Genomic DNA, 25,868 nt, shown 5'->3' on the forward strand with positions numbered 1-25,868 from the left:
ACTACTTTCCCGCTGGCGGCGGGAACTCGGAGTATGAACCGCGACACCTCGCGTGACCTCTACGACCGGGCGCTCGGCGTGCTCCCGGGCGGCGTGAACTCCTCCGTCCGGGCGGCCCCACAGCCGTATCCGACGTTCGTGCGGAAGGGCGACGCGGGCCGAGTCGTCGACGCGGACGGGAACAAGTACGTGGACTGGGTGATGGGGCTCGGCCCGCTCCTCCTCGGCCACGACCTCCCGGAGCCCGTCGAGTCCGCCGTCCAGCGACGCGTGAGCGAGGGCCCGATGTACGGGATGCCGACCGAAGTCGAGGTCGAGCACGCCGAGTTCATCGCGCGCCACGTCCCGAGCGTCGAGATGGTGCGCTTCGTCAACTCCGGCACCGAAGCCACCGTCTCGGCGGTGCGCCTCGCGCGCGGCTACACGGGCCGCGACAAGGTCGTCGTCATGCAGGGCGGCTACCACGGCGCACAGGAGTCCACGCTCGTCGAGGGCGACGCCGACGACGCCTCGCCGTCCTCGCCGGGCATCCCCGCGTCGTTCGCCGAGCACACCATCCCCGTGCCGTTCAACGACGAGGCGGCGGTCACGGAGGTCTTCGAGGAGCACGGCGACGAGATCGCGGCGGTGCTCGTCGAGCCCATCCTCGCGAACAAGGGCATCGTCGAACCGCGCGAGGGCTACCACGAGACGCTGCGCGACCTCACGGAGGACCACGGCGCCCTCCTCGTCTTCGACGAGGTCATCACGGGCTTCCGGGTCGGCGGGCTCTCCTGCGCGCAGGGGAAGTACGGCATCGACCCCGACCTGACGACGTTCGGGAAGGTCGTCGGCGGCGGCTTCCCCGTCGGCGCCATCGGCGGGAGGACCGAGATCATGGAGGAGCTCACGCCCGCCGGGGACGTCTTCCAATCCGGGACGTTCTCCGGGCATCCGGTCACGATGGCGGCCGGCCTCGAGACGCTCACCTACGCCGCCGAGAACGACGTCTACGAGCACGTGAACGACCTTGGCGAGCGGTTGCGCGACGGCCTGCGCGACGTCGTCGCCGAGCGCGCGCCCGAGTACAGCGTCGTCGGGACGGACTCGCTGTTCAAGGTCGTCTTCACGCGCGACGGCCGGAAACCGCGCAACGGCGCGGACGTCGGGCGCGCGAACGTCGCGCGCTGGAACCGCGTCTTCCGCCCGCAGATGCTCGAGGCGGGCGTCATGCTCTCGCAGAACCAGTTCGAGTCCCAGTTCGTCTCCCACGCGCACACGACGGCCGACGTCGAGGAGACCATCGAGGCCTACCGCGACGCCCTCTAGACTGGGTCCGAAGGGGGTTTCAAGTCGCGATACCGAGGGTACGGTATGCGAGACGAGTCCATCAGGCTGGCGACGCGGGGGTCGTCGCTGGCCCTTCGGCAGGCGGGCGAGATCCAGGCCGCGCTCGAGGAACGCCGCCACGACGTCGACCTCGTGGAGGTCGAAACCGAGGGCGACCGCATCACCGACGAGCGCATCGCCGACCTCGGGAAGACCGGTGCGTTCGTCCGCGCGCTCGACGAGCGCGTGCTCGAGGGCGACGTCGACGCCGCCGTCCACTCGATGAAGGACGTCCCGACGGAGATGCCCGACGACCTCGTGGTCGCCGCCGTGCCTCGGCGCGCGAGCGCGGGCGACGTCCTCGTGACGCCCGAGGGGACGACCCTCGACGAGCTCGAGGCGGGTGCGGTCGTCGGCACGTCGAGTCTGCGCCGGCGCGCGCAGGTGAAGTCGCGTCGCCCCGACCTCGAGGTGGCCGACCTCCGCGGGAACGTCGACACCCGCATCGAGAAACTGCTCGCCGTCCACCTGCAGGCCGAGCACGAGGCGCGCACCGAGGCCGAGGAGGCCTACCAGGAGCAGCGCGCGCGCTACGAGAACCAGCCGGACGCGGACCCCGACGAGGCGACCCGCGAGTACGAGCGCACCGTCGAGGAGTGGTTCGCGGACCGCTCCGAACTCGAGAAGCAGGCGATGGGTCGCGAGGCCGAGACGGCGTACGACGCGATCGTGCTCGCGCGCGCCGGCCTCGAGCGCTCCGGGCTCGCGCACAGCGTCGACCTCGTCGACCTCGCGACGAACGAGCACGTCCCCGCGCCCGGGCAGGGCGCGCTCGCGGTGACGGCGCGCGAGGGGACCGAGGTGGCCGAGCGCATCCAGAAGGCGCTCGACCACCCGCGCTCGCGCGTCGAGACGACGGCCGAGCGCATCGTCCTCGAGGAACTCGGCGGCGGCTGCATCGCGCCGATCGGCGTCCACGCCTTCCTGAAGGGCGAGGTCGTCCGCACGGACGTCCAAGTCTACTCGGCGGACGGGTCGGAGGCCGTGACGGAGACGCGCGAACTCGGCCTCGACGACTACGCGCGCGAGGCGCGGACGTTCGCCGACGACCTCGCGGAGGCGGGCGCCGCCGACCTCATCGCGGAGGCGAAGCGATGACGGACGCCGAGCCCGGGACGGTCTACCTCGTCGGGAGCGGCCCCGGCGACCCCGACCTCCTCACCGTGAAGGCCCGCGACCTCTTGGAGAGCGCGGACGTCGTCCTCCACGACAAGCTCCCCGGCCCGGAGATACTCGAGCGCATCCCGGAGGAGCGCGGCGAGGACGTCGGGAAGCGCGCGGGCGGCGAGCGCACCTCGCAAGCCGAGATCAACGAGCGGCTCGTCGCGTACGCGGAGGCGGGGAAGAGCGTGGTGCGACTGAAGGGCGGCGACCCGTTCGTCTTCGGACGCGGCGGCGAGGAAGCCGAGTACCTCGCCGAGCACGGCGTCCCCTTCGAGGTGGTGCCGGGCGTGACGTCGCCGGTCGCCGCGCCGGGCGTCGCCGGCATCCCCGTCACACACCGCGAACACGCCTCCTCCGTGACGTTCGTCACCGGCCACGAGGACCCGACGAAGGCGGAGTCGAGCGTCGACTGGGGCGCGCTCGCCGAGACCGGCGGGACCATCGTCGTCCTGATGGGCGTCGGCAAACTCCCGGACTACACGCGCGAGCTCCGCGAGGCCGGCATGGCCCCCGAGACGCCGGTCGCGCTCATCGAGAAGGGGACGCGGCCCGGCCAGCGCGTCGCGGCCGGCACCCTCGACACCATCGTCGACGTCCGCGACGAGGTCGGCATCGAGCCGCCGGCGATAACCGTCATCGGCGACGTCGCGGCCGTCCGCGACCGGCTGGAGGCGTACCTCCGATGAGCCAGCGTGTCCGGGCGGCCGTCTTCCGGCCGGACGACGGGCGGCTCGCGGACGCCGCCGAGTTGCTCGAATCGCTCGGCGCCGAACCGGTGCCGGACGCGATGCTGGCCGTCGAACCCACCGACAGAACGCCCCGTGAGGACGCCGACTACGCGGTTCTGACGAGCAAGACCGGCGTCGAACTCGCGGCGGACGCCGGATGGGACGCGGGCGGGACGGCCGTCTGCGCCATCGGCGAGAGCACCGCCGAGGCGCTGCGCGAGGCGGGTTACGCCGTTGACCGCGTCCCCGAGGAGTACTCGAGCGCGGGCCTCGTGGACGCGCTCGAAGCCGACGTCGACGGCGCGCGCGTCGAGGTAGCGCGCTCCGACCACGGCTCCGACGTGCTCACCGACGGCCTCGAGGACGCGGGCGCGTACGTCCACGAGACGGTGCTGTATCGGCTCGTCCGCCCGAACGCGGCGGGCGCGTCGACGGAGCGGGCGGCCGCCGGCGAACTGGAGGCCGCGCTGTTCACGTCCTCGCTCACCGTCGAGCACTTCCTCGAGGCGGCGACGGCGCGCGGCGTCCGCGAGGCCGCCATCGCGGGACTGAACGACGCCGTCGTGGGCTGTATCGGCGACCCGACGCGCCGGACGGCCGAGCGCCACGGCATCGAGGTGGACATCGTCCCCGCAGAGGCCTCCTTCGACGCGCTCGCGACCGCTGTCGTCGAGGACGCCGCGCCGAGCTATCACGAGTAGGTCGTCGCGAGTACGGGAGTTTATCCGCGCGAGCGGCCTACTTCGGGGTGATGAACGCGCCCGTCCCCGAACTCGAAGCGCGGGCCGCGCGGTGCGCCGCGCGCCTCCGCGAGGCCGACGACCTCCTCCTCACGTCGCACATCGACGCGGACGGCCTGACGAGCGCCGGCGTCGCCACCACCGCTTTAGAACGCGCCGGCATCGCACACGACGTCGCCTTCGAGAAGCAACTCGACCGGAGCGCCATCGAGCGCTACGCAGAGGCGGGGTACGACACGGTCTTCTTCACGGACTACGGGAGCGGCCAGCTGGACGTCATCACCGAGTACGACGCCTTCGACCCCGTCGTCGCCGACCACCACCAGCCGGCGGACGCCGAGACCGAGTACCACGTGAACCCCCTCTTGGAGGGGCTCGACGGCGGGAGCGAGCTCTCCGGGGCGGGCGCGGCCTACTGCGTCGCGCGCGCGCTCGGCGCCGAGGACGAGCGCGTGGACAACCGCGACCTGGCGGCGCTCGCCGTCGTCGGCGCGGTGGGCGACATGCAGACCGTCGAAGGAGAGCTCGTCGGCGCGAACGCCGGCATCGTCGAGGAGGGCGTCGACGCGGGTGTGCTGGCGGTCGGGAAGGACCTCGCGGTGTTCGGGACGCAGACGCGCGCGCTCCCGAAGCTCCTCGCGTACGCGAGCGACGTGCCCATCCCCGGCATCACGGGCGACCGGAACGGCGCGCTGCGCTTCCTCGACGGCCTCGACGCCGACTGCAGGGAGGACGGCGAGTGGAAGACGTGGGCGGAGTTGACGGTCGAGGACCGCCGGACGGTGGTGAGCGCGCTCGTCCAGCGCGCGATACGGACGGGCGTCGACCCCGAGGAGGTGGAGTCGCTCGTCGGAACGACGTACACGCTCACCGAGGAGGAACCCGGGACGGAGCTGCGCGACGCGAGCGAGTTCTCGACGCTGTTGAACGCGACGGCGCGCTACGAGCGCGCGGACGTCGGTCTCGCGGTCTGTACGGGCGACCGGGGGGAGGCGCTCCGGGAGGCGCACGAACTGCTCCGCGAGCACCGGCGGACGCTCGCGACGGGCGTGAACGTCGTCCGCGAGGTCGGCGTCACGAGGGCGGAGCACGTCCAGTGGTTCCACGTCGGTGATCGGCTCCCGGAGACGGTCGTGGGAATCGTCGCGGGAATGGCGATGGGCGAGGACGACGTGGACGCGGGCGTGCCGGTCATCGCGTTCGCGAACAAGGAGGCGGCCGACGCGGAGGACGTGGAGGGCGAGGCGGTGAAGGTGTCGATGCGCGGGACGCCACGCCTCGTGGAACGCGGCCTCGACCTCTCTGCGGTGGCGCGGGAGGCGTCGCGCGCGGTCGGCGGCGACGGGGGCGGACACGAGGTCGCCGCGGGCGCGACGGTGCCGAAGGGCCGGGAGGAGGCGTTCGTCGCGGCGGCGGACGCCGCCGTCGGCGACCAACTCGAAACGTAATTAAAGACCGTTATAGTTTTGTGGCGGTAGTTCGTTGGCGCGAGTATGGCAGCACCAGCAGTAGGAGCACACGACGCGACCCACACCCGAAGCCAGCGCCGCCGCCGCGACCAGCGACCCCCGGACCCGAGCACGCCACCCACATGACCCAGAGCACGACACGGACAACGACGCCCGACGAACGACTCCGCGAACCGTCCCACAGTTTCCTCGACGCCGACGGCGAGCGCGTCACCATCGACACCGCCACGGCGAGCGACGCCGCCGCGCTCCGCGCGATGTACGGCCGCTTCGACCCGACGGACCGAGCGCAGGGCCTCCCACCCGCGCGCCGCGAGGAGCGCAACGAGTGGGTCGACACGCTCCTCGCGGGACGGAGCGTCGTCGCCCGACGCGACGGCCGAACGGTCGGCCACGCCGCACTCCTCGAAAGCGGCGACGGCCACGAGCTCGCCGTCTTCGTCGCCCCGGACGCGCGCGGCGTCGGCGTCGGTACCGGCCTCCTCCGTGGGCTGCTCGGTGCGCACCGGAGCGCGGGCGGCGGTCGGGTCTGGCTGGCCGTCGAGCCGTCGAATCGGTGTGCGCGCGCGCTCTACCGGCGCTTCGGCTTCGACGTCGCCGAGCGCGGGCGCTTCGAAATCACCATGACGAGGCAGGTTTGATATAGCGTAGTGGAGTTTATCGGCGGTGGACCGTCCGGCTTTTATCGCCACGGGCGGAAGACCCGGTTATGGCCGAGTTCACGCCCGAGGAGTTCGAGGAGAAGAAGTACACCGACTACTTCCCGCAGCTCCAGACCGCATACAAGCGCGCGTTCAACGACCTGAACGCCGAGTACGACAGCACGCTCGTCCACGCGCTCGACCAGCAGGTGCTCAACGAGAGCGAGCCCCACTACGAGGGCGACGGCGAGTTCAGCGTCGAGCTCCCAGAGAACCCCATCACACGCCTCAAGGACGTCGTCGCGAGCGAGGAGAAGGCGAGCGAGCTCCTCGACCTCTACGTCGACGGCATCAAACACCAGCTCCGCGTCGTCTTCGACTTCGAGGCGGAGTAGGCCGGAACGGCAACCAACCAAAAGCATAAGGCCGCGAATCACCTACTCGCACACATGAGCACCGAGGGCCAGTCCGGGGACGACCTAGAGGACCGCGTCACGAGTTTCCTCCGACGGAACTTCCCGCAGATCCAGATGCACGGTGGGAGCGCCTCCATCACGAACATCGACCGCGAGACCGGTGAGGTCGACATCCAGCTCAGCGGTGCGTGTTCCGGATGCGGGATCTCCCCGATGACGATTCAGGCCATCAAGGCCCGGATGACGCAGGAGATTCCCGAAGTCGAGAAGGTCAACGCCGACACCGGCATGGGCGGCGACGGCGGCCACGGCGGCGGCATGAGCCCCTCCTTCCCCGGCGAGACCACCGACGAGGACGCCGAGGGTGACGAAGGCCCGCAGGCCCCCTTCTAAGGCGCGCTTCTCGCGGCGATTCGAGTTCGTTTTTTCGAGCGCCGACGAGCGTCGCGTCCGTCAGTCCTCCGTCCAGTAGTAGAGGTGTTCCTTCGGGGCGTCGCAGGACGGACAGGACTCGGGGAGCTCCTCGATGTCGCCGACCTCCCCGCAGTCCGAACAGCGCCAGAGGAGCTCGGCCTCGCCGAGATCGTGGGGCGTGTGCTCGTGTTCGACGCTGAAGGACGCCGCGCCCTCGCGGGTCGTCACGAAGAAGCCGTCCTCGTTGAAGCCGCGAACGACGCCGATCTCGTCGCCGTCCTCGTCGTAGACCGCAGTACCGAGTTTGACCGGGTTCTCCTCACTCATACGCCGGTGGTTCGCCGGCCCGGGAGTTAAAAGCAACCGCCGGCGAGGGGGGTCGCGCGCCCGCTCAGAGCCGGGCGGGCTCGCGGTTCCAGCCGGGGTCGTGGCCGGTCCGCTCGATGAGGTCCGCACGGCACGCCGGACAGTAGTCGGGCGTCGCCGTCTCGCTCCGGGGAACGTAGACCGCACCGCCGCACTCCACGCACGCATCAGCGACCACGGTCGCACAGTCCGCACAGACGTTGAAATCGTCGACCGTGAGGTCTCGCAAGCCGTCGAGATGTTTGTCCAGGACGTACTCGTCGATGACCGACTGACAGTTCTGACACGGTTGCATAGCGGTACGTACTGGGGTGTGTGACCGATGCACATATAGATACCGCCCGACGGCGTCGCGGTCGTGAACCCGACGGGCGAGACGGCGGGACGGTCGCCGACGCCGGCTCGGAGCGCCCCGACGGTGTAGAACGGGACGGAGACCGTCGAGAGGTTGACCGGCGGTACACGGCGCGACCGAGCGCGACCACCGCGACGGCGACGGCGCTCGCGGCCATTTTAGTGGAGGTCTTTGCCGTTCGGGTCGCGCTCCGCGCGACCGCTCACGGCAAAAAGTCCTACATGAAGTCCGCGATGCCGGACTGCTTGTTGTGGTCGTCCTCGAAGACGGATTCGAGGGAGGCCTCGAGGACTTCGAGGCGCTGTTTCGTGTACTCGCGACAGTCGTACTCCTCGGCGACCTGAATCGCGGTGTCCATGTACTTGTTCACGGAGCCCTCGTGGACGGTGAGGTTGACGCGGCCGCCGCACTCCCGGCAGTCACCAGAGAGAGGCATTCGGCGATACTTCTCCCCGCAGTCGAGACAGCGCGTCTCCTGCCGGCTGAACGCTCGGAGGTTCCCGATGAGGTCCGGGAGGAAGTGGCCCTCGATGACGCGCTCGGCGACGTCCGTCTCGTCGACGGCGCGGAGCTTTCTGGCTAACTCGAGTTGGGCGTCCATCTTCTCCATCATCGACCCGAGCGTCTTGTACGCCGAGAGGTCGGGCCCGAGCGCGATGTCGGTCGTGTCGTGCGTGTGCGCGAAACCCGTGTACTCCTCGTCCGTGCCGAGCGACTCCTCGGCGATGGTGATGTCGACGTCCTCGGGGTCCGCCATCTCGCGGGTCGCCTCGTAGAACTCGAGGGGGTAGCGCTCGACGACGTCCATGTTGTGCGCCTCGTCGTCGATCTCCGTCGGGTCGATGCGCGAGGACATCACGAGCGGCGCGTCCATCTGCCCGCCGCGCTTGTCGGGCAAGTAGGACTTCGAGAAGTTGAGGAGGCCGTCCATGAGGAGCATCACGCAGTCCTCGTCACCGTCGCAGTTGCGGCGCTTCGCGGCGTGAAAGTACGGATGCGCGTAGCCGACAGCCGCAGACGTGAAGCCGACGACGCGGCCGACGACGGCGGCCGACGTGTGGGGCGCCATCCCGAAGACGAGTTCGCCGACGAGGTCCTGGCGCTCCGCGACGTCGTAGAAGGGCTCGAGGCCGTAGTAGTCCTCCAAGAGCTCGTCGACGAAGTCCGCGGTCTTGAGCATGTGCTCGGCGGCGCCGTCGGGGAGGACGATGTCCTGCACCCGTAACTCGACGAGTTGGTCGTCGTGCTGGAGGGGGTCGCCGTTGACGTCCGCCGTGTAGCCGAGTTCGCGGAAGTCCTCGACGGTGACGTCGAGTTCGGCGGGCCGCACCGAGGTGACGGGGAGGTCCGTCATGTCGTAGCGGACGGTGCCGTCCTTGAACGTGGTGACGCCGTGTTTCGCGCGGAGGACGCCCTTCTCGATGGGCTCGGGGACCTTCTCCGTGGAGGTGAGCCCCTTCACGCCCTTCAGGATGTCGTAGGCGCTCTCGCGCTCGCCGACGGCCTGCAGCGCCTCGCGGTAGGCGTCGCGAACGTCCACCGTTTGGCGCTCGACGTTGTCGAGTTCGCGCTCGCAGCGCGGGCACTCGACGCGGCCGGACTCGTCGGGTTCGGCGACGATGCCGCAGTCCTCGCACTCGTAGTGGGGGTCGGTCCACGCGCCACAGGACTCACAGCGGGGCTTGTAGGTGTGCTCCCCGCAGTCCGGGCACGCGCGCTCGCCGAGTTGGACGTCGACGAGGCCCTGCTCGGCGCGCATGTCGGGCGCGTAGTCGGCGGCCTCGCGGAAGGAGCGCTGACTGCCGCCGGCGTCGCCGATGGGGAAGAGCGTGTGGACGGCGGGCGAGAGGTCGCGCGATTCGGATTTCTCCGGGCGACCCATCCGGTTCCCGATGCGCGTCGGGGCGCGCTCCCGGACGGCGAAGGGCGCGACGGCCTCGACGGCCCGCATCGCGTTCGGCCACTCGCGGGCCGCCTCGGGGAGGTCGTCGGGCGCCCACTCGCGCTCGAGGTCGTCGTCGAAGCCCATCGTGCGGACGAGCGGGCGCCAGTCCGCGACGGTGAGCGTCGCGTCGCTCTGCGAGTGCTCGACGAGGAGGCGTTCGAGGGCGTCGCGCGCGCCCTCGGTGTTCGGGACCCGGAGGGTGTCGGCCTGCACGGCGGCGCCGTCGACGGCGTCCGCGAGCGCGAGGAAGTCCTCAAGCGTGAGGTCGTGCCAGCAGTAGGTGTACTGGGGGTGGAGCGGCGTGTCGTAGTCGGCAGCCCACGACAGGGCCTGTTCGGCGTCCGGGTCCGCGAGGTCGACGTACGGCGAATCCCGGAGGGCCTGCACGTCCGCGCCGTCCGCTTTGAGTGCCTGTTCCCACCACTCCACCGTCCAGCCCGCGGGCGCGAGCGGGTGATTGTTCTCGACGAACTCGCCGTAGTTGACGAGGTACTCGCCCAAGTCGAGGATCTCGACGACGCCGTTCCGGACTTCGAGCGCCTCCTCGGGGTCGTCGATGCGCCGGACGTCGCCGTTCGCGAGCTTCACGGTCGGCCCCTCGATGGAGTCGACGGGGACGACGCCGCCCGCCTTCCCCGGGCGCTCGGTCTTGATCTGCGTGCCGGTCGCGAGGAAGTCGTCGACGACGTGCATCGTCGCGGGGTGGACGCCCGCCGTCGCGAAGCCGTGGTTGCGCGCGCGGCCGTATCGCAGGCGGAAGCCCCCCGCTTCGGAGGGGTGGCCGAAGACCGGGCGGCCGGCGATGAGGTCGCGGAGGAATTTGCTGTCGGGGTCGACGCGCGGCGGGCCGTCCGGGGCGTCGTCGGGTTCCTCGGGGGTCGCCTCGTCCTCGCCGTCGTCGCCCTCGTCCTCGTCCGCGTCGGCCGCGTCGTCGCCCCCGTCGTAGTACGTGCCGTCGATGAGGTCCTGCAGCCACGGCCACTCCACCTCGTCGAGTTGGCGCGTGTAGCGCTGTATCTTCGGGGCCTTCAGGGCGATGCCCTCCGCGAGCACGAGACACATCCCGCCGCGCGCGGAGTTCGTGTCGACGCGCTCGAGGTCGCGAAAGCCCGACACCTCCTCGTCGCCCGTCGCCTCACCGTCGAGCATGATGGGCATGTGCTCGGCGATGAACCTCGTCTCCTCGTCCTTCGGCGAGTACTGGAGGCCCGTCTCGTCGTCGTAGAGCGAGACCTCCTCGGCGTAGCGCTCCACCTCGTCGGCGCGAGCGCCGTACTCCTCGATACCCAGCAGGGAGCGCGCATAGTCGGCGACGAGCACGCTGAGGGCTTGGGCGGTGCCGCCGGCGGAGCGGATCGGCCCCGCGTAGTAGACGTTCACGAACTCCGTGCCGTCGTCGTTCTGCAGCAACTCGACGCGGTCGATGCCCTCGATGGGCGCCGCGACGACGCCCTCGGTCAGGAGGGCGACGGCGGTCCGGACCGCGCCCTCGATCTTCCCGGCGCGCGTGTCGTAGTCGCCGACGGTGCCCTCGACGAAGTCCTCGACGAGCGCGAGCGCCGCCTCCTCGCGGCCCATCTCGCCCTCGAGGTCGCGCACGCGCTCGGCGACGCCCTCGATGCCGAGGATGTTCTCGACGCGGTCCGCCATGTCCTTCGCGACCGGAATCTCGACCTCGGGGACGGGGTCCTCCCCGCGAGTCTTCGCCTCCTCCGCGACGGCGAACGCCTCGTCAAGTCGCGACTCGAGTCCCTCGAAGTAGGCGTCGTCTTCCGGGCGCATTCGGTGGTCCACAAAGGGTACAGCGCTGAGGCTATTGAGGGTTGTGTTCGTTCGGACCCGCGTCGTCGCGACCCCTCACTCGGCGGCGGGTCGCTCGCGCCTCACTTCGCTCGACGCTCGCCTTTTCGCGGCGCCTCGCTAGCGAGGCGCCGCGGTCACTCCCACAGCTCCCGGCCGCTCGCGGTGTCGCGCTCGCGAGTGAGCGCGTCCTCGAAGGTGCGACAGTAGAGTTCGGCGTCGAAGACGGTGGCGCGGACGAGCGCGCCGGAGACGGTCTGCCCGGAGGGCCGCGAGAGGACGACGTGCGCGTCGACGCCGACGTCGCCGTCGTCGTCGAGCGCGATGGTGCCGGTGCAGGCGGCGACCTCGAGCGGTTCGTCGTAGGTGACGGTCTCGTACGCGAAGTCGTCCTGATCGTAGACGGCGATTTCGGCGTCGACGACGGCGCCGGTGGCGCTGAACCACCCGGCGTCGACGTCGGCGGCGGTGGCGAACGACTCGATCTCCGCGATCCACTCCTCGCCGTGGTCGAAGCGGACGGCGAACTCGCGCTCGCCCGTGACTTCCCGTGCGTCCATACTCGGAGGGGTCGGCGGCGGGCGAGAAAAAGGACCGGGTTAACGCATCGATGCGAGCGGCTTCGCCTCCCCGGTGGGTGCGGCGAGCCACGCCTCCTCCGCGGAGACGTCGGCGATGACGAAGCGCTCCACCCCGCCGTCGTCGTCGACGGCGGCCATGACCTCACCGGCGCTGGACGCGCTCGGCACGACGGTCGTATCGGATGCCATGTCAATTAGTACCACGTGCCACGGTGTACTTAAATTCATTGATGCGGAGGACAGCGCCCCTCGCGGGGAGCGCCGGACGGGCGCCGAATGGTAGATAAATTTAAAAATATATCGAGCGGCAAATTTAAGCACAACCGACAGTAAAAAGTTGCCGGATGACAATTTCTGGCAATCTTTCACGCCGTCGGTTCCTGCAGGCGACCGGGGGGGCGGCGACGGCCGCCGCGCTTGCGGGCTGTGGCGGAAACGAGGGTGAGACCGCCACGACGACGGCCGCTACCCGGACGACGGACGCGACGGCGTCCGGCGGGGACGTCGGGGAGAATACGTTCTCGATGATCAACAGCTCCGTCTCGACGTTCGACCCCGTCGCGTTCGTCGACGAGGCCTCCGGCTACGTCATTCAGCAGCTCTTCGAGACACTCACCGACTACCCGAACGGCGAAGTCGACGTCGAGACCCTCCTCGCGACCGACTACGAGGTCTCCGACGACGGGCGGACCTACACGTTCCACCTCGCCGAAGACGCCACGTACAGCACCGGCGACCCCGTCACCGCGGGCGACTTCGTCTACGCGTGGGAGCGCCTCGCCGCCTCCCCCAACTCGAAGCGCGCGGGCTTCCTCCTCGACAACCTCGGCATCGAGCACGAGACGACGACGGCGACGACCGACGACGGCCGCGAGGTCGAGCGCTACGTGCCGGACTCGATGGCCGTGACGGCCGTCGACGAGCACACGCTCGAAGTCACGCTCGCGCAGCCGAACTTCGCGGCGCTGCGAATCCTCGCCTACCGGGGGTTCGCGGCGGTTCCGGAGGGAATCGTCGGCGACATCGACGGCTACGAGGGGGAGCTGAGTCAGTCGGCGTTCGCCACCGAGAACCCGGTCGGCTCCGGCCCGTTCACCCTCGACGCGTGGCGGCGCTCCGTCTCCATCGACCTCGCCGCGCGCGACGACTACTGGGGGGACGGCCCCGCGGTGGACGGCGTCCACATGCAGGTCCTCGAGCGAACGAGCGCGCGATACGCGTACGCGACGCTCAACATGAACGCCGACAACCCCTACGTCCCGCCGTCCAAGTGGGACGCGTCGAAGCGCACCATCGAGGGCACGGACGAGCGCGGGCGGCGATACGGCGAGTACGGCCCGCTCGAGAACGGCCTGACCGTCCCCTACTACGCGGTGGACGAACTCAGCACGTACTGGCTCGCGTTCAACTGTCAGAACGTCCCGAAGCCCGTCCGGCGAGCCGTCTCCTACGCGGTCAGCCAGCAGACGGTCGTCTCGGAGCTGTTCAAGGACCGCTACAACCCCGCGCACACGCTCACGCCGCCCGGCCTCTTCCCCGGCGGCCCCGACGCCCAGTCCGCCTTCGCGGCCGAGCACTACCCCTACGGCGTCGACACCGAGACCCGCCTCGACGAGGCGCGCCGCGTCATGGCGGACGCGGGCTACGACGACTCGGAGACGTTCGATCTGACGCTCACGCTCTATCAGGGCGACACCTACCGACAGCTCGGTACGCTCGTACGCGACCTGCTCAGCTCCGCGCACATGGACGTCACCATCGAGCAACCACAGCAGTCGACGATGCTCACCCGCCTCCGGAACGGCAACGTCGACGTGGTCTCGTCCGGGTGGAGCGCGGACTACCCCGCCGCGACGAACTTCCTCCAGTTGGTCAACCCGCCGTCCACGCGGACGAGCGACCCCTCCGCGACGTCCTACTACGACTGGTTCGGGACGGCGGCCGCCGAGCGCGCCGCGAACGCGTGGGACCGGATTCAGGACAGCCTCGGGCCGTCGGAGGCGGCCGCAGAGACGCGCTCGGAGGCCTATCGGACGATGGAGCGCGCGTGGATGGAGGACGCGGTCATCGTCCCGCTGTTCTTCTCCGTCGCCCACCACATGGACTACCCGTGGCTCGAGAAGGAGCGCACGGGCGCGATGGGGTCGTCGAACATGCGCTTCGACGAGCTCAGCGTCGGCGACCGGAGCCAGTACCGGTAGTCGAGCGCGGCCGAGCGGCCGCGTTCCGCCGGGTAGACGGCCTCCCGTCACGTCGCGCTCCCCCGAGCGGAAGGAATAATTACCGCAAGCGGGTTAGCTCACGCGTACCGATGACCGCGCCCGCCGGAGGCCGAGGTGTCGACCCGTGAGGCGGTGGGCGTACCTCGCGAAGCGCCTCGTCCTCGCGGTGCCGGTCGTGCTGTTCGGGACGTCGCTGACGTTCCTCCTCCTCTACGCCGGGCCCGTCAATCCGGCCGCGTCGATACTCGGGCAGGGCGCGACGCCCGCGGAGATAGCGCGTCTCGAAGCCCGGCTCGGCCTGAACGAGCCGCTCTGGAGTCAGTACCTCGAGTTCATGACGGGCGTGCTGACGTTCGGCCTCGGGGAGTCCTACGTCATCAGCCCGAACACGGACGTCTACGCGGTCATCCTCGACTACGCGCCCCGCACGCTCTGGATGGGGTTCTGGGCGGTCCTCCTCCCGCTGTTCGTCGGCATCCCGCTGGGCTTCTACGCCGGGCTGAACCCGAACACGCCCGCCGACTACGTCGCGAGCCTCGGCGGAATCGTCTGGCGCGCGATGCCGAACTTCTGGCTCGCCGTCGTCCTGATGACCGCCCTCTCGCGCTCCGGAGCCATCACGGGCGGCGCGTTCGCGTGGGGGACGTGGCTCGTCGAGACGACGGTCGTCGGCGCGCCGCCGCTCGACGGGCTCGTGACGTGGACCGGCCTCGTCCCGAGCGTGGACGCCCACCAGTTCCTCGTCGCGCTGAAGATGACGCTCCCCGCCTCCGTCGTCCTCGGCTCCGCGAGCATGGGCAACGAGATGCGCATCGCGCGGACGGCGATGCTGGAGGCGACGCACGCGAACTACGTCGAGCTGGCGCGCGCGAAGGGCGTCTCCGGGCGCGCGATCGTCTGGAAACACGTCTTCCGGAACGCGCTCGTCCCGCTCATCCCCGTCATCAGCGCGGAGGCGTTCCTCCTCGTCGGCGGGAGCGTCCTCGTCGAGTACGTCTTCGGCATCAACGGCATCGGCTACCTCTTCTTCCGCGCGATGACGCAGGGCGACATCCCGCTCGCCGGCGCGCTCATGTTCGTCTTCATCGTCATCGTCGTCGGGATGAACGTCGTACAGGACCTGCTCTACACGCTCGTCGACCCGCGTGTCGGCTACGACTGACTCATGAGTGAACACGAGACCGTCGAGGGAGAAGGCCTCCGTGAGCGCGTCCGCGCCGACCCGTGGCCGGCCGCGCGCTGGGCGCTCGTCCTCGCGTGCCTCCTCGCCGTGGAGGCCGGCGCGCTCGCGAGCTTCGTCACGAGTTGGCCGTGGGCGGCCGCCTTCGGCTGGCTCGGCGGCGTCTGTCACGCCGTCGCGGCCGCCGGAAACGCCCTCGCCGACCTCCCGACGCTCCTCTCGCGGGCGTGGCTCGACAACCGGGGGTATCGGACGCCGGACGGCGCGTGGCACGGGACGTTCATGGGACTCGCGCCCGCCGTCGTCTGGGCGCTCCGCGTCGCCCTCGTCTACGCGTACGCCGCCGCCGTCATCGGGTGGTGCTGGCGGGGCTACCTCGTCTTCCGCGAGCGCTACCGCTACGCGGCGTGGACGCCGACCGACGACGCCGTCGACCGCTTCCGGGGCCACGACTGGGGGCGCTTCGGGCTGGTCGTCGTCCTCGCGTTCGTCGTCCTCGCGGTGTTCGCGCCGACGCTCGGCCCGACGACCGTCGACCGGAACATCGCGAACCCCTACGACCACCAGATAGCGTACTACGACGGCGGCGTGCAGACGACGAGCGTCGGGCTGGCGAACCTCCGGTCGGCCTCCCGGGGCGCGGGGCAGAACGTCGGTATCGGCGCCTACGACCGCTTCGGGCGCTTCCACCCGGTCGGGACGCTCCCCTCGGGAAAGGACCTCTTCACGTTCATGGCGGCGGGCGCGCGCGTCTCGCTGTTCGTCGGCCTGCTCGCGACCGCCATCAGCGCCGTCGTCGCGCTCGCGCTCGCGCTCCTCAGCGCCTACTACCGGGGCGTCTTCGACCTCGTGACCGTGCTGGCGAGCGACTCCGTGCAGGCGATGCCGCGCCTGCTCGTCGTCATCATGCTCGGCGTCGTCCTCTCAGGGACGTGGATCGCGGGGGTGTACAGCGGCGCGCTCGTGCTCGCGCTCGTCTTCGGCTTCTGGGGGTGGCCGGGGCTCTGGCGCGCCGTGCGCGGACCGGCGTTGCAGGCGGTCGAGAGCGACTGGGTGGACGCCGCGCGGTCGTTCGGCGAGGGCGTGCCGACGCTCCTCGGCAGGCACGTCGCGCCGTTCGTCGTCGGCTACCTCCTCGTCTACGCCTCCATGGGCATCGGCGGCATCATGATCGGCACGGCGGGGCTCTCCTACCTCGGCCTCGGCATCCACGCGCCGACGCCGGAGTGGGGGCGCGCCGTCGCCATCGGCCAGCAGTACGTCGTCTCGCCGTCGTGGCACATCTCGGTGCTCCCGGGGCTGGCCATCACGCTCGTCGTCGTCGGGTTCAACGCGCTCGGCGACGGCGTTCGGGACGCCATCGACCCCCGGAGCGAGGGCGACGCATCCGCGGAAGCGGCGGCGACCGGAGGGACCCGATAATGCGTGAGGACGGGACGACGGCGGGCGGCGCACGCGACGACGACCCCCTGCTCCGCGTCGAGAACCTCCGGACGACGTTCGCCACGGAGACGGGGACGGTGCGCGCGGTCGACGGCGTCTCCTTCGACGTCGAGCGCGGGGAGACGGTCGGCCTCGTCGGTGAGTCGGGCGCCGGGAAGTCCGTGACGGCGCGCTCGCTCGTGGGGCTGGTCGAGGACCCGGGCCGGGTCGTCGGCGGCTCCGTCCGTCTCGACGGCGCGGAACTCACGGACAACACCGAGTCGGAGTGGCGCGACGTGCGCGGCGGCCGCATCGCGATGGTGTTTCAGGACCCGCTCTCGCGGCTGAACCCCGTCTACACGGTCGGGAACCAGATCGAGGAGGCGCTGCGCATCCACCGGGGCCTGCGCGGGGCGGCGGCGCGGGAGAAAGCCGTCGAGCTCCTCGAGGACGTCGGCATCCCGGACGCGGCGCGTCGCGCCGAGGCGTACCCCCACGAGTTCTCCGGGGGGATGTGCCAGCGCGCGGTCATCGCGATCGCGCTCGCCTGCGACCCCGACCTCCTCGTCTGCGACGAACCGACGACCGCGCTCGACGTCACCACCCAAGCCCAGATCCTCGACCTCCTCGACGACCTCCGGGCGGAGCGCGACCTCGCCGTCCTCTTCATCACGCACGACATGGGCGTCGTCGCGGAGGTCTGCGACCGCGTGAACGTCATGTACGCGGGCGAGATCGTCGAGCGCGCGGGCGTCGTCGACCTCTTCGAGCGCCCGAAACACCCCTACACGCAGGGGCTGCTCGACGCGGTTCCGGCGCGGACGGCGCGCGGCGAGCGCCTCGCGGCCATCGAGGGCGAGGTGCCGACGCCGACCGAGCCCGCGACGGCCTGTCGGTTCGCGCCGCGCTGTCCGCGGGCGTTCGACGCCTGCCACAGCGTCCACCCGACCGGCGTCGCCGTGAGCGCGGACGCGGACGACCACACCGCCGCCTGCCTCCACTACCCGGCGGACGCCACGCGGGACGAAGCGGTCGAGCGCCACCGCGAGCGCGACACTCGCACGGGCGCGGAGGGCGATACCGAATGACCGACGCGTTCGGCGCGGGAACCCCCGAACACCACAGCGACGTCGAGGCGGGCGAGACGCTCGTCCGCGTCGCGGACCTGCGGACGTACTACGGCGAGACGGGGCGGTTCGGCGGGACGCCCGTGAAGGCCGTCGACGGCGTCAGCCTCGACATCGAGAAGGGCGAGACGCTCGGGCTGGTCGGCGAGTCGGGGTCGGGGAAGACGACGCTCGGCCGGACGCTCGTGCGCCTCGAACAGGCGACCGGCGGCCGCGTCGAGTACGCGGGAACGGACGTGACGGCGCTCTCGGGCGACGAGTTGCGGGCGTGGCGGCGGAACGCCCAGATGGTGTTTCAGGACCCCGAGTCGAGCCTGAACGAGCGGCTGCCCGTCGGCGAGCTCGTGAAGGAGCCGCTCGACGTCCACGGCTGGCGGACGCCGCGCGAGCGCCGCGAGCGCGTTCGTGACCTCCTCGAACGCGTCGGCCTCGCGGAGGAGCACTACTACCGCTACCCCCACCAGTTCTCCGGAGGCCAGCGCCAGCGCGTCGGCATCGCGCGCGCCCTCGCCCTCGAACCGGAGTTCGTCGTGCTCGACGAGCCGGTGAGCGCGCTCGACGCGTCCGTGCAGGCGAAGATCCTCAATCTCCTCGGGGACCTCCAAGACGATCTCGGCCTCACCTACCTCCTCATCGCGCACGACCTCTCCGTCGTCGAGCACGTCTGCGACCGGGTGGCCGTGCTGTACCTCGGGCAGTTGCTCGAGGTCGGCCCCGTCGCGGACGTCTTCGACGACCCCGCGAACCCCTACACGCACGCGTTGCTCTCCGCGATCCCCGACCCCGATCCCACGACGGAGACGGCGCGCATCACCCTCCGAGGAACGCCGCCGAGCGCGCGCGACCCACCCTCGGGATGTCGGTTCAGCACGCGCTGTCCGGCGAAGATCCGGCCGGAGGCGTACGAAGGCCTCGACGACGACGTCTGGGACGCCGTGGAGGCCGTCCGCGACGTGCTCCGCCAGCGCGCGAACGCCGAAGTCGGGGCGCTCGAACGCCTCGCGCAGTACGCGGGACTCGCCGACCCGCACGCGGACGTCGAGGAAGTAATCTCTGACGCGTTCGCCGGCCTCGACGTGCCCGCCGGCGTCGAGCGGACCGTCGATGCGGCGGCGGGGCGGGCGGCGAGCGGCGACGTCGAGGGCGCCGAGCGACTGCTCGCCGACGAGTTCGGGAGCGAGTGCGAGCGCGCCCCGCCGACCGAGCACGCCGTCGGCGAGTCGGGGCGAATCAGCCGCTGTCACCGCCACGAGCCGGGCGTCCAGTCGCCGAGCGAGTACTTCGCCGACCACGACCGACGATGAGGGGACGTGTCCGGGTCGGCCGACTGGTCCACGCGGCGACGTACGCCGCCGTCACGCTCGCGCTCGTCTGGTGTGCGTCGCTCGCCGTCGGCATCGTCCTCGGCGGGCCGCTCGTCGCCGCGAAGTACGGGCTGTTCGTCTGCGGGTGGCTCGCCGTCGGCTACGGGACGTGGCTGCTCCGGCCGCGCACACGCCGGACGAGCGAGGCGGCAGGCGAGCGGGCCACCGCGGCGCGCGGGCGAACGCGCTACCGGCGCGCCGTCCTCTCGCTCCCGCCAGCCGACCGCTTCGAACTCGCCGGCACCGAGCGCGTCCCGTCGGGCGTGCTCCTCGTCGCGTCCGGGGTCGCGATGCTCGCGGCGTCCTTCCTCCTCGAAGCCGTCGCCGGCGTCGGCGGCTGAGGGCGCGAAAGACACTTTCGTCTGGGTCGCACACCCCCACGCATGGACGAGCGAGACGCGCCCGGCGAGGGCGACGGCGGGGATCCGGGCGAACGCGTCGAGGACGTCACGGGCACCGACGCCCACGACGCCGCGTGGGAGGCGACGCGCGACGACATGGCGGCACTCGCCGAAGAGCGCCGCGAGGGGGGGTGGGACGTCGTGACGCTGACCGCCGGCGACGTCCGCATCGAGGCGCGCGCGACCGGCCCGGAGGCCGACGATGAGGGGCGCTACGGCCTCGTCTTCGTCGTCCCGAAGGGCGACGCCGAGGCGTTCGCCGACGTCTTCGAGGAGGGCGGGTTCCCCGCCTACGAGGTCTATCGCGCCGAGCGCGACGGCCGCGTCTTCCTCGTCGTCTCCTACTTCGACCCGGAGTCGGAGACGTGCATCCTCGCCGCCGCGACCTACCTGAAGCGCGACGCGAGCCGACTCGTCCGGACGGTCGCGGAGACCGAGGAGATGTACACGCACGTCGAGACGCTCGACCGCACCCACCTCGGGAGCTTCCAGCACGAGGACCACACGAAGTTCTTCCCGGCGGTCGAGACCGTCGCGGACGCCGGCGAGTAGCCGCGTTCGCCGTTCGCCCGCCCCGCGCACGCGACTGCCGACCGTGAGTGCCACGCCGCGAGGGGGACTCGCCGGCCGTCCGCGCCACGTGCGGGCCGGAAGCGGGTCGTAGCCTACAAATGGGCCGCCATCATAGGGCGCGCCATGAAAGTCGCCGACGTGATGACGCCCCGCGACGACGTCGTGACCGTCTCGCTCCCGGGCACCCGCGACGACGTGCTGGGGTACCTCCAAGAGCGACGCTTCTCCGCCGTCCCCGTCGTGAAGGGCGAGGGCGAGGACGAAGTCTACCGCGGCCTCGTCTCGCGCGAGGACCTCATCGAGGACCCCGACGAGGACCAGCTCGCGCTCCTGATGCGCGACGTGCCGACGACGACCGGTTCGACGGACGTCGTCGAGGCCGCCCGCCTGATGGTGTCGGAGGGCGCCCGGCGCGTCCCCGTCGTCGACGGCGACGCCCTCGACGGCATCGTCACCATCACCGACGTCGTGCGCGCCATCGCGGACGGCGACGTGGACGGCGAGCGGACGGTCGGCGAGCTCGCGCGCCGCGACGTGAACACGACGTACGTCGAGACGCCGCTCCCGGTCGCGGAGCGCGAAATCGCGTACGCGGACGTCCCCTACGCGGTCGTGCTCGACGAGGACGCCGACATGACCGGCATCCTCACCGAGGTCGACGTCATCGACGTCGCGCGCGTCGTCGAGGGCGAGGACGACGTCGGCGCGAGCGTCGCCGGGCAAGACGACGAGTGGATGTGGGAGGGCATCAAGGCCACCGGCAACCGCTACTTCCCGACGCGGAACGTCGAGATTCCCGGCGAGCCCGTCCGCGAGTTCATGACCGCCGACCCGGTGACGCTGACGAAGCGCCGCACCGCGAAGGAGGCCGCCCAGCGGATGCTGGAGACGGACGTCGAACAGCTCCCGCTCGTCGCGGGTGACGACCTCGCCGGCATCGTCCGGGACGTCGACCTCATCGCCGCGCTATGAAGGCGCTGACCGAGCTCGCGAAGCGACGCGGGTTCTTCTTCCAGTCGAGCGAGGCCTACGGCGGCGTCTCCGGCTTCTACACCTACGGCCCGCAGGGCGCGACGCTGAAGGAGCACGTCGAGGACACGTGGCGCGAGCGCTTCTCCGTCGCGGAGGGCCACATGGAGGTCGACGCGCCCACCGTCATGCCCGAACCCGTCTTCGAGGCCTCCGGCCACCTCGACGGCTTCGACGACATGCTCGTCGAGTGTGCGGGCTGTGGCGCGAGCCACCGCGCCGACCACCTCATCGAGGGCGCGACGGACGTCGAGGAGGCCGAGAGCCTCCCCACCGAGGAGGTCGCCGCGCTCATCGACGCCCACGACATCGAGTGCCCGAGCTGTGGCGCGCCGCTGGCCGACCAGCCGGTCGAGGAGTTCAACCTGATGTTCGAGACGAACATCGGGCCGGGGACGAGCCAGACCGGCTACCTCCGCCCGGAGACCGCTCAGGGCATCTTCGTGGAGTTCCCGCGCCTCAAGGAGTACGCGCGCGGCCAGCTCCCGTTCGGCGTCACGCAGATCGGGAAGTCGTATAGGAACGAGATTAGTCCGCGGAACGCGCTCGTGCGGACGCGCGAGTTCACGCAGGCCGAGCTCGAGCTGTTCGTCGACCCCGAGGGCGAGGGCCCGGACGTCGCGTCGGTCGCGGACGTCGAGCTCACCCTCTACCCGGCCGCGAACCAGCCGGACGGCGACTACGTCGAGACGACGGTCGAGGCGGCCGTCGACGACGGCGTCGTCGAGCCGTGGGTCGCCTACTACCTCGGCGTCGCCGCCGAGTGGTACGCGGAGATCGGCGTGGACTTCGAGCGCTTCCGTTTCCGCCAGCATCAGGCGGGCGAGCGCGCCCACTACGCCAGTGATTGCTGGGACGCCGAAGCGGACGTCTCCGCGCCGGGCGCGGACCCCGAATGGATCGAGATCGCGGGCTACGCCTACCGGGGCGACTACGACCTCTCGAAGCACGACGAGCACAGCGGCGAGTCGTTCACCGTGTTCAAGCAGTACGACGAGCCGAAGACCGTCGAGCGCGCGAGCGTCGACCCCGACATGTCGTACTTGGGACCGGAGTACGGCGGGAACGCGGGCGCCATCGCGGACGAACTCGACGCGCTCGCGAAGCGCGACCGCGCCGCCTTCGACGGTGAGAGCGTGACGGTCACCGTGGACGGCGAGGAGTACGAGATTCCCGTCGAGAAGACGGGCTACGCGGTCGAGGAGGAAACGGAGGCGGGCCGTCACATGATGCCCCACGTCGTCGAGCCCTCCATCGGTATCGACCGCACCGTCTACACGGTGCTCGCGCACGCCTACGAGGAGGACGAGGTCGACGAGGGCGAGCGCACCGTCCTCCGACTCGACCCGAGCGTCGCGCCGACCGGCGTCGCCGTCTTCCCGCTCATGGACAAGGACGGGATGGGCGAGCGCGCCCGCGAGCTCGCTCGAACCCTCCGCTCGGAGGGGTACGCGGTCACCTACGACGACTCCGGGAACATCGGGCGGCGCTACCGCCGACAGGACGAGGTCGGGACGCCCTTCTGCGTCACCGTCGACTACGAGAGCGTCGAGGAGGACCCGGAGACGGTGACGCTCCGCGAGCGCGACAGCACCGAACAGGTGCGGGTACCGACGGACGACCTCGCGTCGGTGCTCGCCGACCTCCGCGCGGGCGAGACGACGTTCGACGACCTCTGACGGTGGCCGAACTCCGGCGGCGAGCGGTCCACGTGTCGGGGGCCGTGCTACCGCTCGCGTGGCTCCTCGGCGTCGTCCCGTGGCTCTGGATCGAGGCCGTGCTCGCCGCCGGTCTGGTGTCCGCGAGCGCCCTCGAGGCCGGCCGGCTCACGGGGCGCGTCGAGTGGTGGGTGTTCGACGAACTCACCCGCGAGTACGAGCAGGACAACCCCGCCGGCTACTTCCTCTACGCGCTCGGGTTCGCCGCGACCGGCCTCGTCTTCGACCCGCAGGTCGCCGCGCCCGCGATGCTGATGCTCACGTTCGGCGACCCATTTAGTGGACTGCTCCACTCGGGCGGCCTCTCCCGCAAGCCCGTACCCGTGATGGCGGCGACGTTCGCGCTCTGCCTCGTGCTCGCCGTCACGGCGGGCGTCCCGCTCCTCGCGGCGGCGTGCGGCGCGCTCGGCGCGACGCTCGCGGACGGCCTCAAGCCCGTCGTCGCCGGGTACGTGGTCGACGACAACCTCACGATGCCGACCGTCGCCGCCGCCGCGATGTGGGTGGGCATTCACCTCACGTAGGCCCCGAGCGACGCCGGCGGCCGCGAGTCAACCCGACCGCGGGACTTTATAGCGTGACGCGACTACACGTCTCCCGTGGCTGCCAGCGACCGGGACGCCGACGCGGACTACCTGCGCTTCTTCCCGAAGCCGTCGCCGTACGAGAACCAGCGCGAGGCGATGGACCGGATTCGGGACGCCATCGCGGACGAGCGCGACGTCCTCTTCGAGGGCGCGTGCGGGACGGGGAAGACGCTGGCGTCGCTCGCGCCGGCGCTCGAGTACGCGCGCGAGGAGGACAAGACGGTCGTCATCACGACGAACGTCCACCAGCAGATGCGCCAGTTCGTCCGCGACGCCCGCGAGATACACGCCGGCGAGCCGATTCGCGCCGTCGTCTTCCGCGGGAAGGGGTCGATGTGCCACATCGACGTCGACTATCAGGAGTGTCAGGTGCTCCGGGACAACACGTACGAGGTCGCGGACACCGAGCGCGACAAACGCCAGCTAGAGCGCCAGCAGGAGGAGTTGCTGGACGCGGCGCGCGAGGGCGACGACGACGCCGCCGACGCCCGGAGCGCCGTGATGGACGAACTGGAGTCGCTCGACGAGGAACTCGAGGAGCTGCGCGAGCAGAACGTCTGCGAGCGCTACTACAACAACCTCACCGAGGAGTCGGACGAGTTCGTCTCGTGGCTCTACGACGACGTGCGGACGCCCGACGACGTCTACGACTACGCGGAGGAGAACGACCTCTGTGGCTACGAGCTCCTCAAGGAGTCGATGGAGGGCGTCGACCTCGCGGTCTGCAACTACCACCACCTGCTCGACCCGGGCATCCGCGCGCAGTTCTTCCGGTGGCTGGACCGGGACCCGGAGGACGTCGTCGTCGTCTTCGACGAGGCGCACAACGTCGAGGACGCGGCGCGTGACCACGCCTCGCGGGCGCTCACGGAGAACACGCTCGACGAGGCGATGTCCGAGCTCGCGGGTGAGACGGAGACGGACGCCCGCGCGGAGTACGCGGAGAACGTCCTCGGGGCGTTCCGGGACGCGCTCGTGGAGACGTACGAGGCGGGCGTCGGCCCCGGCGGGGACGGCCCCGCGTCGTTCGAGGCGGTCGGGGAGAACTGGGCGGACGTCCCGGTCGCGAACGACGGGAAGCGCGACGACCTGACGCTCGCGTTCCTGCAGGCCTACGAGGGGCGGGGCATCTCGAAGGACCTCGACGCCGCGCTCTCGCTCGGCGAGGATCTGGAGGAGGCCTACGAGGACGCCTACCGGAACGGCGAGGCCGCGACGCGCGAGGAAGCCCAGACCCTGCAGGCCGCCGAGTTCGTCGACGCCTACCTGACGGACGGCGACGCGCTCGGGCAGTATCCGACGGCGGCCGTCCGGCGGGACGCGGGCACCGGCGAGGTGTACGGGCGCGCGGAGCTCTACACGTGCATCCCGCGCGACGTGACCGCCGACCTCTTCGACGCCGTCCACGCGAGCGTGCTGATGTCGGCGACGCTCCGACCGTTCGACGTGACCGGGGAGATTCTCGGCCTCGATGACCCGGTGACGATGGCCTACGGGCTGGAGTTCTCGGAGGAGCGCCGCCGGACGTTCACCGTCGACACCGAGCCGCTGTTCGCCTCACAACGGGACGACCCCGAGGTACAGGAGGAGGTCGCGGGCGTGCTCGCGGACGCCGCGCGCTTCACCGCCGGGAGTTCGCTGTTCTTCTTCCCGAGCTACGGCGAGGCCGAGCGCTACCACGACCTGCTCGCCGACGAAATCGAAGGGGCGCGCTATCTCGACGAGGCCGGGACGCCCGTCGAGGAGCTGCGCGAGCGCTTCGTCGCCGACGAGGACGCGGTGCTGTTCACGTCGCTCTGGGGGACGCTCGCGGAGGGCGTGAGCTTCGAGGGCGACGACGCGCGCACGGTCGCCGTCGTCGGCGTCCCCTATCCCCGCCTCGACGCGCGCGCCGAAGCGGTCCAGGACGCCTACGACGAGGCCTTCGGCTCCTCGGGAGCGGGCTGGAAGTACGCCGTCGAGATCCCGACGGTCAGGAAGACCCGGCAGGCGCTCGGGCGCGTCATTCGCTCGCCCGACGACTACGGCGTCCGGATGCTCGTCGACCGGCGCTACACGAAGGCGTCGCGCTCGCAGATGCGCAAGTACAGCGTGAACGGGAGTTTCCCCGCCGGGGAGCGCCGGGAGATGGTCGACATCGACCCGGGGAAGCTGAAGTTCGCGACGCTGAACTTCTACGGCGACGTGGACGCGTGGGGCCCCGAGGGGCCGCCTCAGCCCTGATCAGTCGCTCGCGGTTACACCGCTCGCCTACGTCG

Annotated in this window: 24 protein-coding genes; 19 read left to right on the forward strand and 5 right to left on the reverse strand. The window is 70.8% G+C overall.

Going from position 1 to position 25,868, the window contains the following annotated elements:
• Positions 1 to 33 precede the first annotated feature (33 nt).
• The 8 genes from hemL to IEY12_RS09410 all read left to right on the forward strand — a co-directional run bounded on the left by hemL (position 34) and on the right by IEY12_RS09410 (position 6,919).
• Positions 34 to 1,308, forward strand: coding sequence for a glutamate-1-semialdehyde 2,1-aminomutase (gene hemL / locus IEY12_RS09375; RefSeq protein WP_188883084.1), 1,275 nt, complete (start codon positions 34 to 36; stop codon positions 1,306 to 1,308).
• 45 nt (positions 1,309 to 1,353) lie between these two features.
• Complete coding sequence (gene hemC / locus IEY12_RS09380; RefSeq protein WP_188883086.1) at positions 1,354 to 2,466, forward strand: hydroxymethylbilane synthase; 1,113 nt, start codon at positions 1,354 to 1,356, stop codon at positions 2,464 to 2,466.
• Positions 2,463 to 3,218, forward strand: coding sequence for a uroporphyrinogen-III C-methyltransferase (gene cobA / locus IEY12_RS09385; RefSeq protein ID WP_188883088.1), 756 nt, complete (start codon positions 2,463 to 2,465; stop codon positions 3,216 to 3,218). The genes hemC and cobA overlap by 4 nt, the downstream gene beginning before the upstream one ends.
• Entirely contained in the window at positions 3,215 to 3,961 is a 747-nt protein-coding gene (locus IEY12_RS09390) for a uroporphyrinogen-III synthase (RefSeq protein WP_188883090.1), read from the forward strand. Before cobA ends, IEY12_RS09390 begins: the two co-directional genes overlap by 4 nt.
• 50 nt (positions 3,962 to 4,011) lie before the next feature.
• Positions 4,012 to 5,448, forward strand: coding sequence for a RecJ family nuclease (recJ, locus tag IEY12_RS09395; protein WP_188883099.1), 1,437 nt, complete (start codon positions 4,012 to 4,014; stop codon positions 5,446 to 5,448).
• 143 nt (positions 5,449 to 5,591) lie between these two features.
• Positions 5,592 to 6,110 (forward strand): GNAT family N-acetyltransferase, encoded by a 519-nt coding sequence (locus IEY12_RS09400; RefSeq protein ID WP_188883101.1) that lies wholly within the window; start codon positions 5,592 to 5,594, stop codon positions 6,108 to 6,110.
• Between the two features lie 68 nt (positions 6,111 to 6,178).
• Positions 6,179 to 6,505: a DUF5783 family protein gene (locus IEY12_RS09405; RefSeq protein ID WP_188883107.1), complete on the forward strand. Its 327-nt coding sequence runs from the start codon at positions 6,179 to 6,181 to the stop codon at positions 6,503 to 6,505.
• Between the two features lie 54 nt (positions 6,506 to 6,559).
• On the forward strand, positions 6,560 to 6,919 hold the full coding sequence (locus IEY12_RS09410; protein ID WP_188883109.1) for a NifU family protein: 360 nt from the start codon (positions 6,560 to 6,562) through the stop codon (positions 6,917 to 6,919).
• 60 nt (positions 6,920 to 6,979) lie between these two features.
• On the opposite strand, the gene IEY12_RS09415 is transcribed toward IEY12_RS09410, so the two are convergent.
• From IEY12_RS09415 to IEY12_RS09435, 5 genes are all read right to left on the reverse strand, one after another.
• The gene (locus IEY12_RS09415) at positions 6,980 to 7,267 is read right to left on the reverse strand and encodes a DUF7130 family rubredoxin-like protein (protein WP_188883111.1); all 288 of its coding nucleotides are present in this window, start codon (positions 7,265 to 7,267) and stop codon (positions 6,980 to 6,982) included.
• 64 nt (positions 7,268 to 7,331) lie between these two features.
• Positions 7,332 to 7,601, reverse strand: coding sequence for a DUF7571 family protein (locus IEY12_RS09420; RefSeq protein WP_188883118.1), 270 nt, complete (start codon positions 7,599 to 7,601; stop codon positions 7,332 to 7,334).
• 277 nt (positions 7,602 to 7,878) lie between these two features.
• Positions 7,879 to 11,388 carry a DNA polymerase II large subunit gene (locus tag IEY12_RS09425; protein WP_188883128.1) on the reverse strand — a complete coding sequence of 1,170 codons (3,510 nt, stop codon included), beginning with the start codon at positions 11,386 to 11,388 and terminating at the stop codon, positions 7,879 to 7,881.
• Between the two features lie 155 nt (positions 11,389 to 11,543).
• Entirely contained in the window at positions 11,544 to 11,966 is a 423-nt protein-coding gene (locus IEY12_RS09430) for a PPC domain-containing DNA-binding protein (protein ID WP_188883130.1), read from the reverse strand.
• Between the two features lie 39 nt (positions 11,967 to 12,005).
• On the reverse strand, positions 12,006 to 12,176 hold the full coding sequence (locus IEY12_RS09435) for a DUF7556 family protein (RefSeq protein ID WP_176969834.1): 171 nt from the start codon (positions 12,174 to 12,176) through the stop codon (positions 12,006 to 12,008).
• Between the two features lie 155 nt (positions 12,177 to 12,331).
• On the opposite strand from IEY12_RS09435, the gene IEY12_RS09440 reads away from it, so the two are divergent.
• The 11 genes from IEY12_RS09440 to IEY12_RS09490 all read left to right on the forward strand — a co-directional run bounded on the left by IEY12_RS09440 (position 12,332) and on the right by IEY12_RS09490 (position 25,833).
• On the forward strand, positions 12,332 to 14,188 hold the full coding sequence (locus tag IEY12_RS09440) for an ABC transporter substrate-binding protein (RefSeq protein WP_188883132.1): 1,857 nt from the start codon (positions 12,332 to 12,334) through the stop codon (positions 14,186 to 14,188).
• Between the two features lie 145 nt (positions 14,189 to 14,333).
• Positions 14,334 to 15,371 carry an ABC transporter permease gene (locus IEY12_RS09445; protein WP_188883134.1) on the forward strand — a complete coding sequence of 346 codons (1,038 nt, stop codon included), beginning with the start codon at positions 14,334 to 14,336 and terminating at the stop codon, positions 15,369 to 15,371.
• 3 nt (positions 15,372 to 15,374) lie between these two features.
• On the forward strand, positions 15,375 to 16,811 hold the full coding sequence (locus tag IEY12_RS09450) for an ABC transporter permease (RefSeq protein WP_188883142.1): 1,437 nt from the start codon (positions 15,375 to 15,377) through the stop codon (positions 16,809 to 16,811).
• Positions 16,811 to 17,899: an ABC transporter ATP-binding protein gene (locus tag IEY12_RS09455; RefSeq protein WP_188883144.1), complete on the forward strand. Its 1,089-nt coding sequence runs from the start codon at positions 16,811 to 16,813 to the stop codon at positions 17,897 to 17,899. The genes IEY12_RS09450 and IEY12_RS09455 overlap by 1 nt, the downstream gene beginning before the upstream one ends.
• Entirely contained in the window at positions 17,896 to 19,242 is a 1,347-nt protein-coding gene (locus IEY12_RS09460; protein WP_188883147.1) for an ABC transporter ATP-binding protein, read from the forward strand. Before IEY12_RS09455 ends, IEY12_RS09460 begins: the two co-directional genes overlap by 4 nt.
• On the forward strand, positions 19,239 to 19,643 hold the full coding sequence (locus IEY12_RS09465; protein ID WP_188883149.1) for a DUF7555 family protein: 405 nt from the start codon (positions 19,239 to 19,241) through the stop codon (positions 19,641 to 19,643). The genes IEY12_RS09460 and IEY12_RS09465 overlap by 4 nt, the downstream gene beginning before the upstream one ends.
• Before the next feature lie 42 nt (positions 19,644 to 19,685).
• Positions 19,686 to 20,255: a DUF7529 family protein gene (locus IEY12_RS09470; protein WP_188883151.1), complete on the forward strand. Its 570-nt coding sequence runs from the start codon at positions 19,686 to 19,688 to the stop codon at positions 20,253 to 20,255.
• 144 nt (positions 20,256 to 20,399) lie between these two features.
• Positions 20,400 to 21,248, forward strand: coding sequence for a CBS domain-containing protein (locus tag IEY12_RS09475; protein WP_188883159.1), 849 nt, complete (start codon positions 20,400 to 20,402; stop codon positions 21,246 to 21,248).
• Positions 21,245 to 22,984, forward strand: a complete 1,740-nt coding sequence (gene glyS, locus IEY12_RS09480) for a glycine--tRNA ligase (protein ID WP_188883161.1) — start codon at positions 21,245 to 21,247, stop codon at positions 22,982 to 22,984. Before IEY12_RS09475 ends, glyS begins: the two co-directional genes overlap by 4 nt.
• 2 nt (positions 22,985 to 22,986) lie before the next feature.
• Entirely contained in the window at positions 22,987 to 23,547 is a 561-nt protein-coding gene (locus IEY12_RS09485) for a dolichol kinase (RefSeq protein WP_188883163.1), read from the forward strand.
• Between the two features lie 75 nt (positions 23,548 to 23,622).
• Positions 23,623 to 25,833, forward strand: a complete 2,211-nt coding sequence (locus IEY12_RS09490; RefSeq protein ID WP_229871082.1) for an ATP-dependent DNA helicase — start codon at positions 23,623 to 23,625, stop codon at positions 25,831 to 25,833.
• Positions 25,834 to 25,868 lie beyond the last annotated feature (35 nt).

Source organism: Halarchaeum grantii, from assembly GCF_014647455.2.
GTDB classification, from domain to species: Archaea; Halobacteriota; Halobacteria; order Halobacteriales; family Halobacteriaceae; genus Halarchaeum; species Halarchaeum grantii.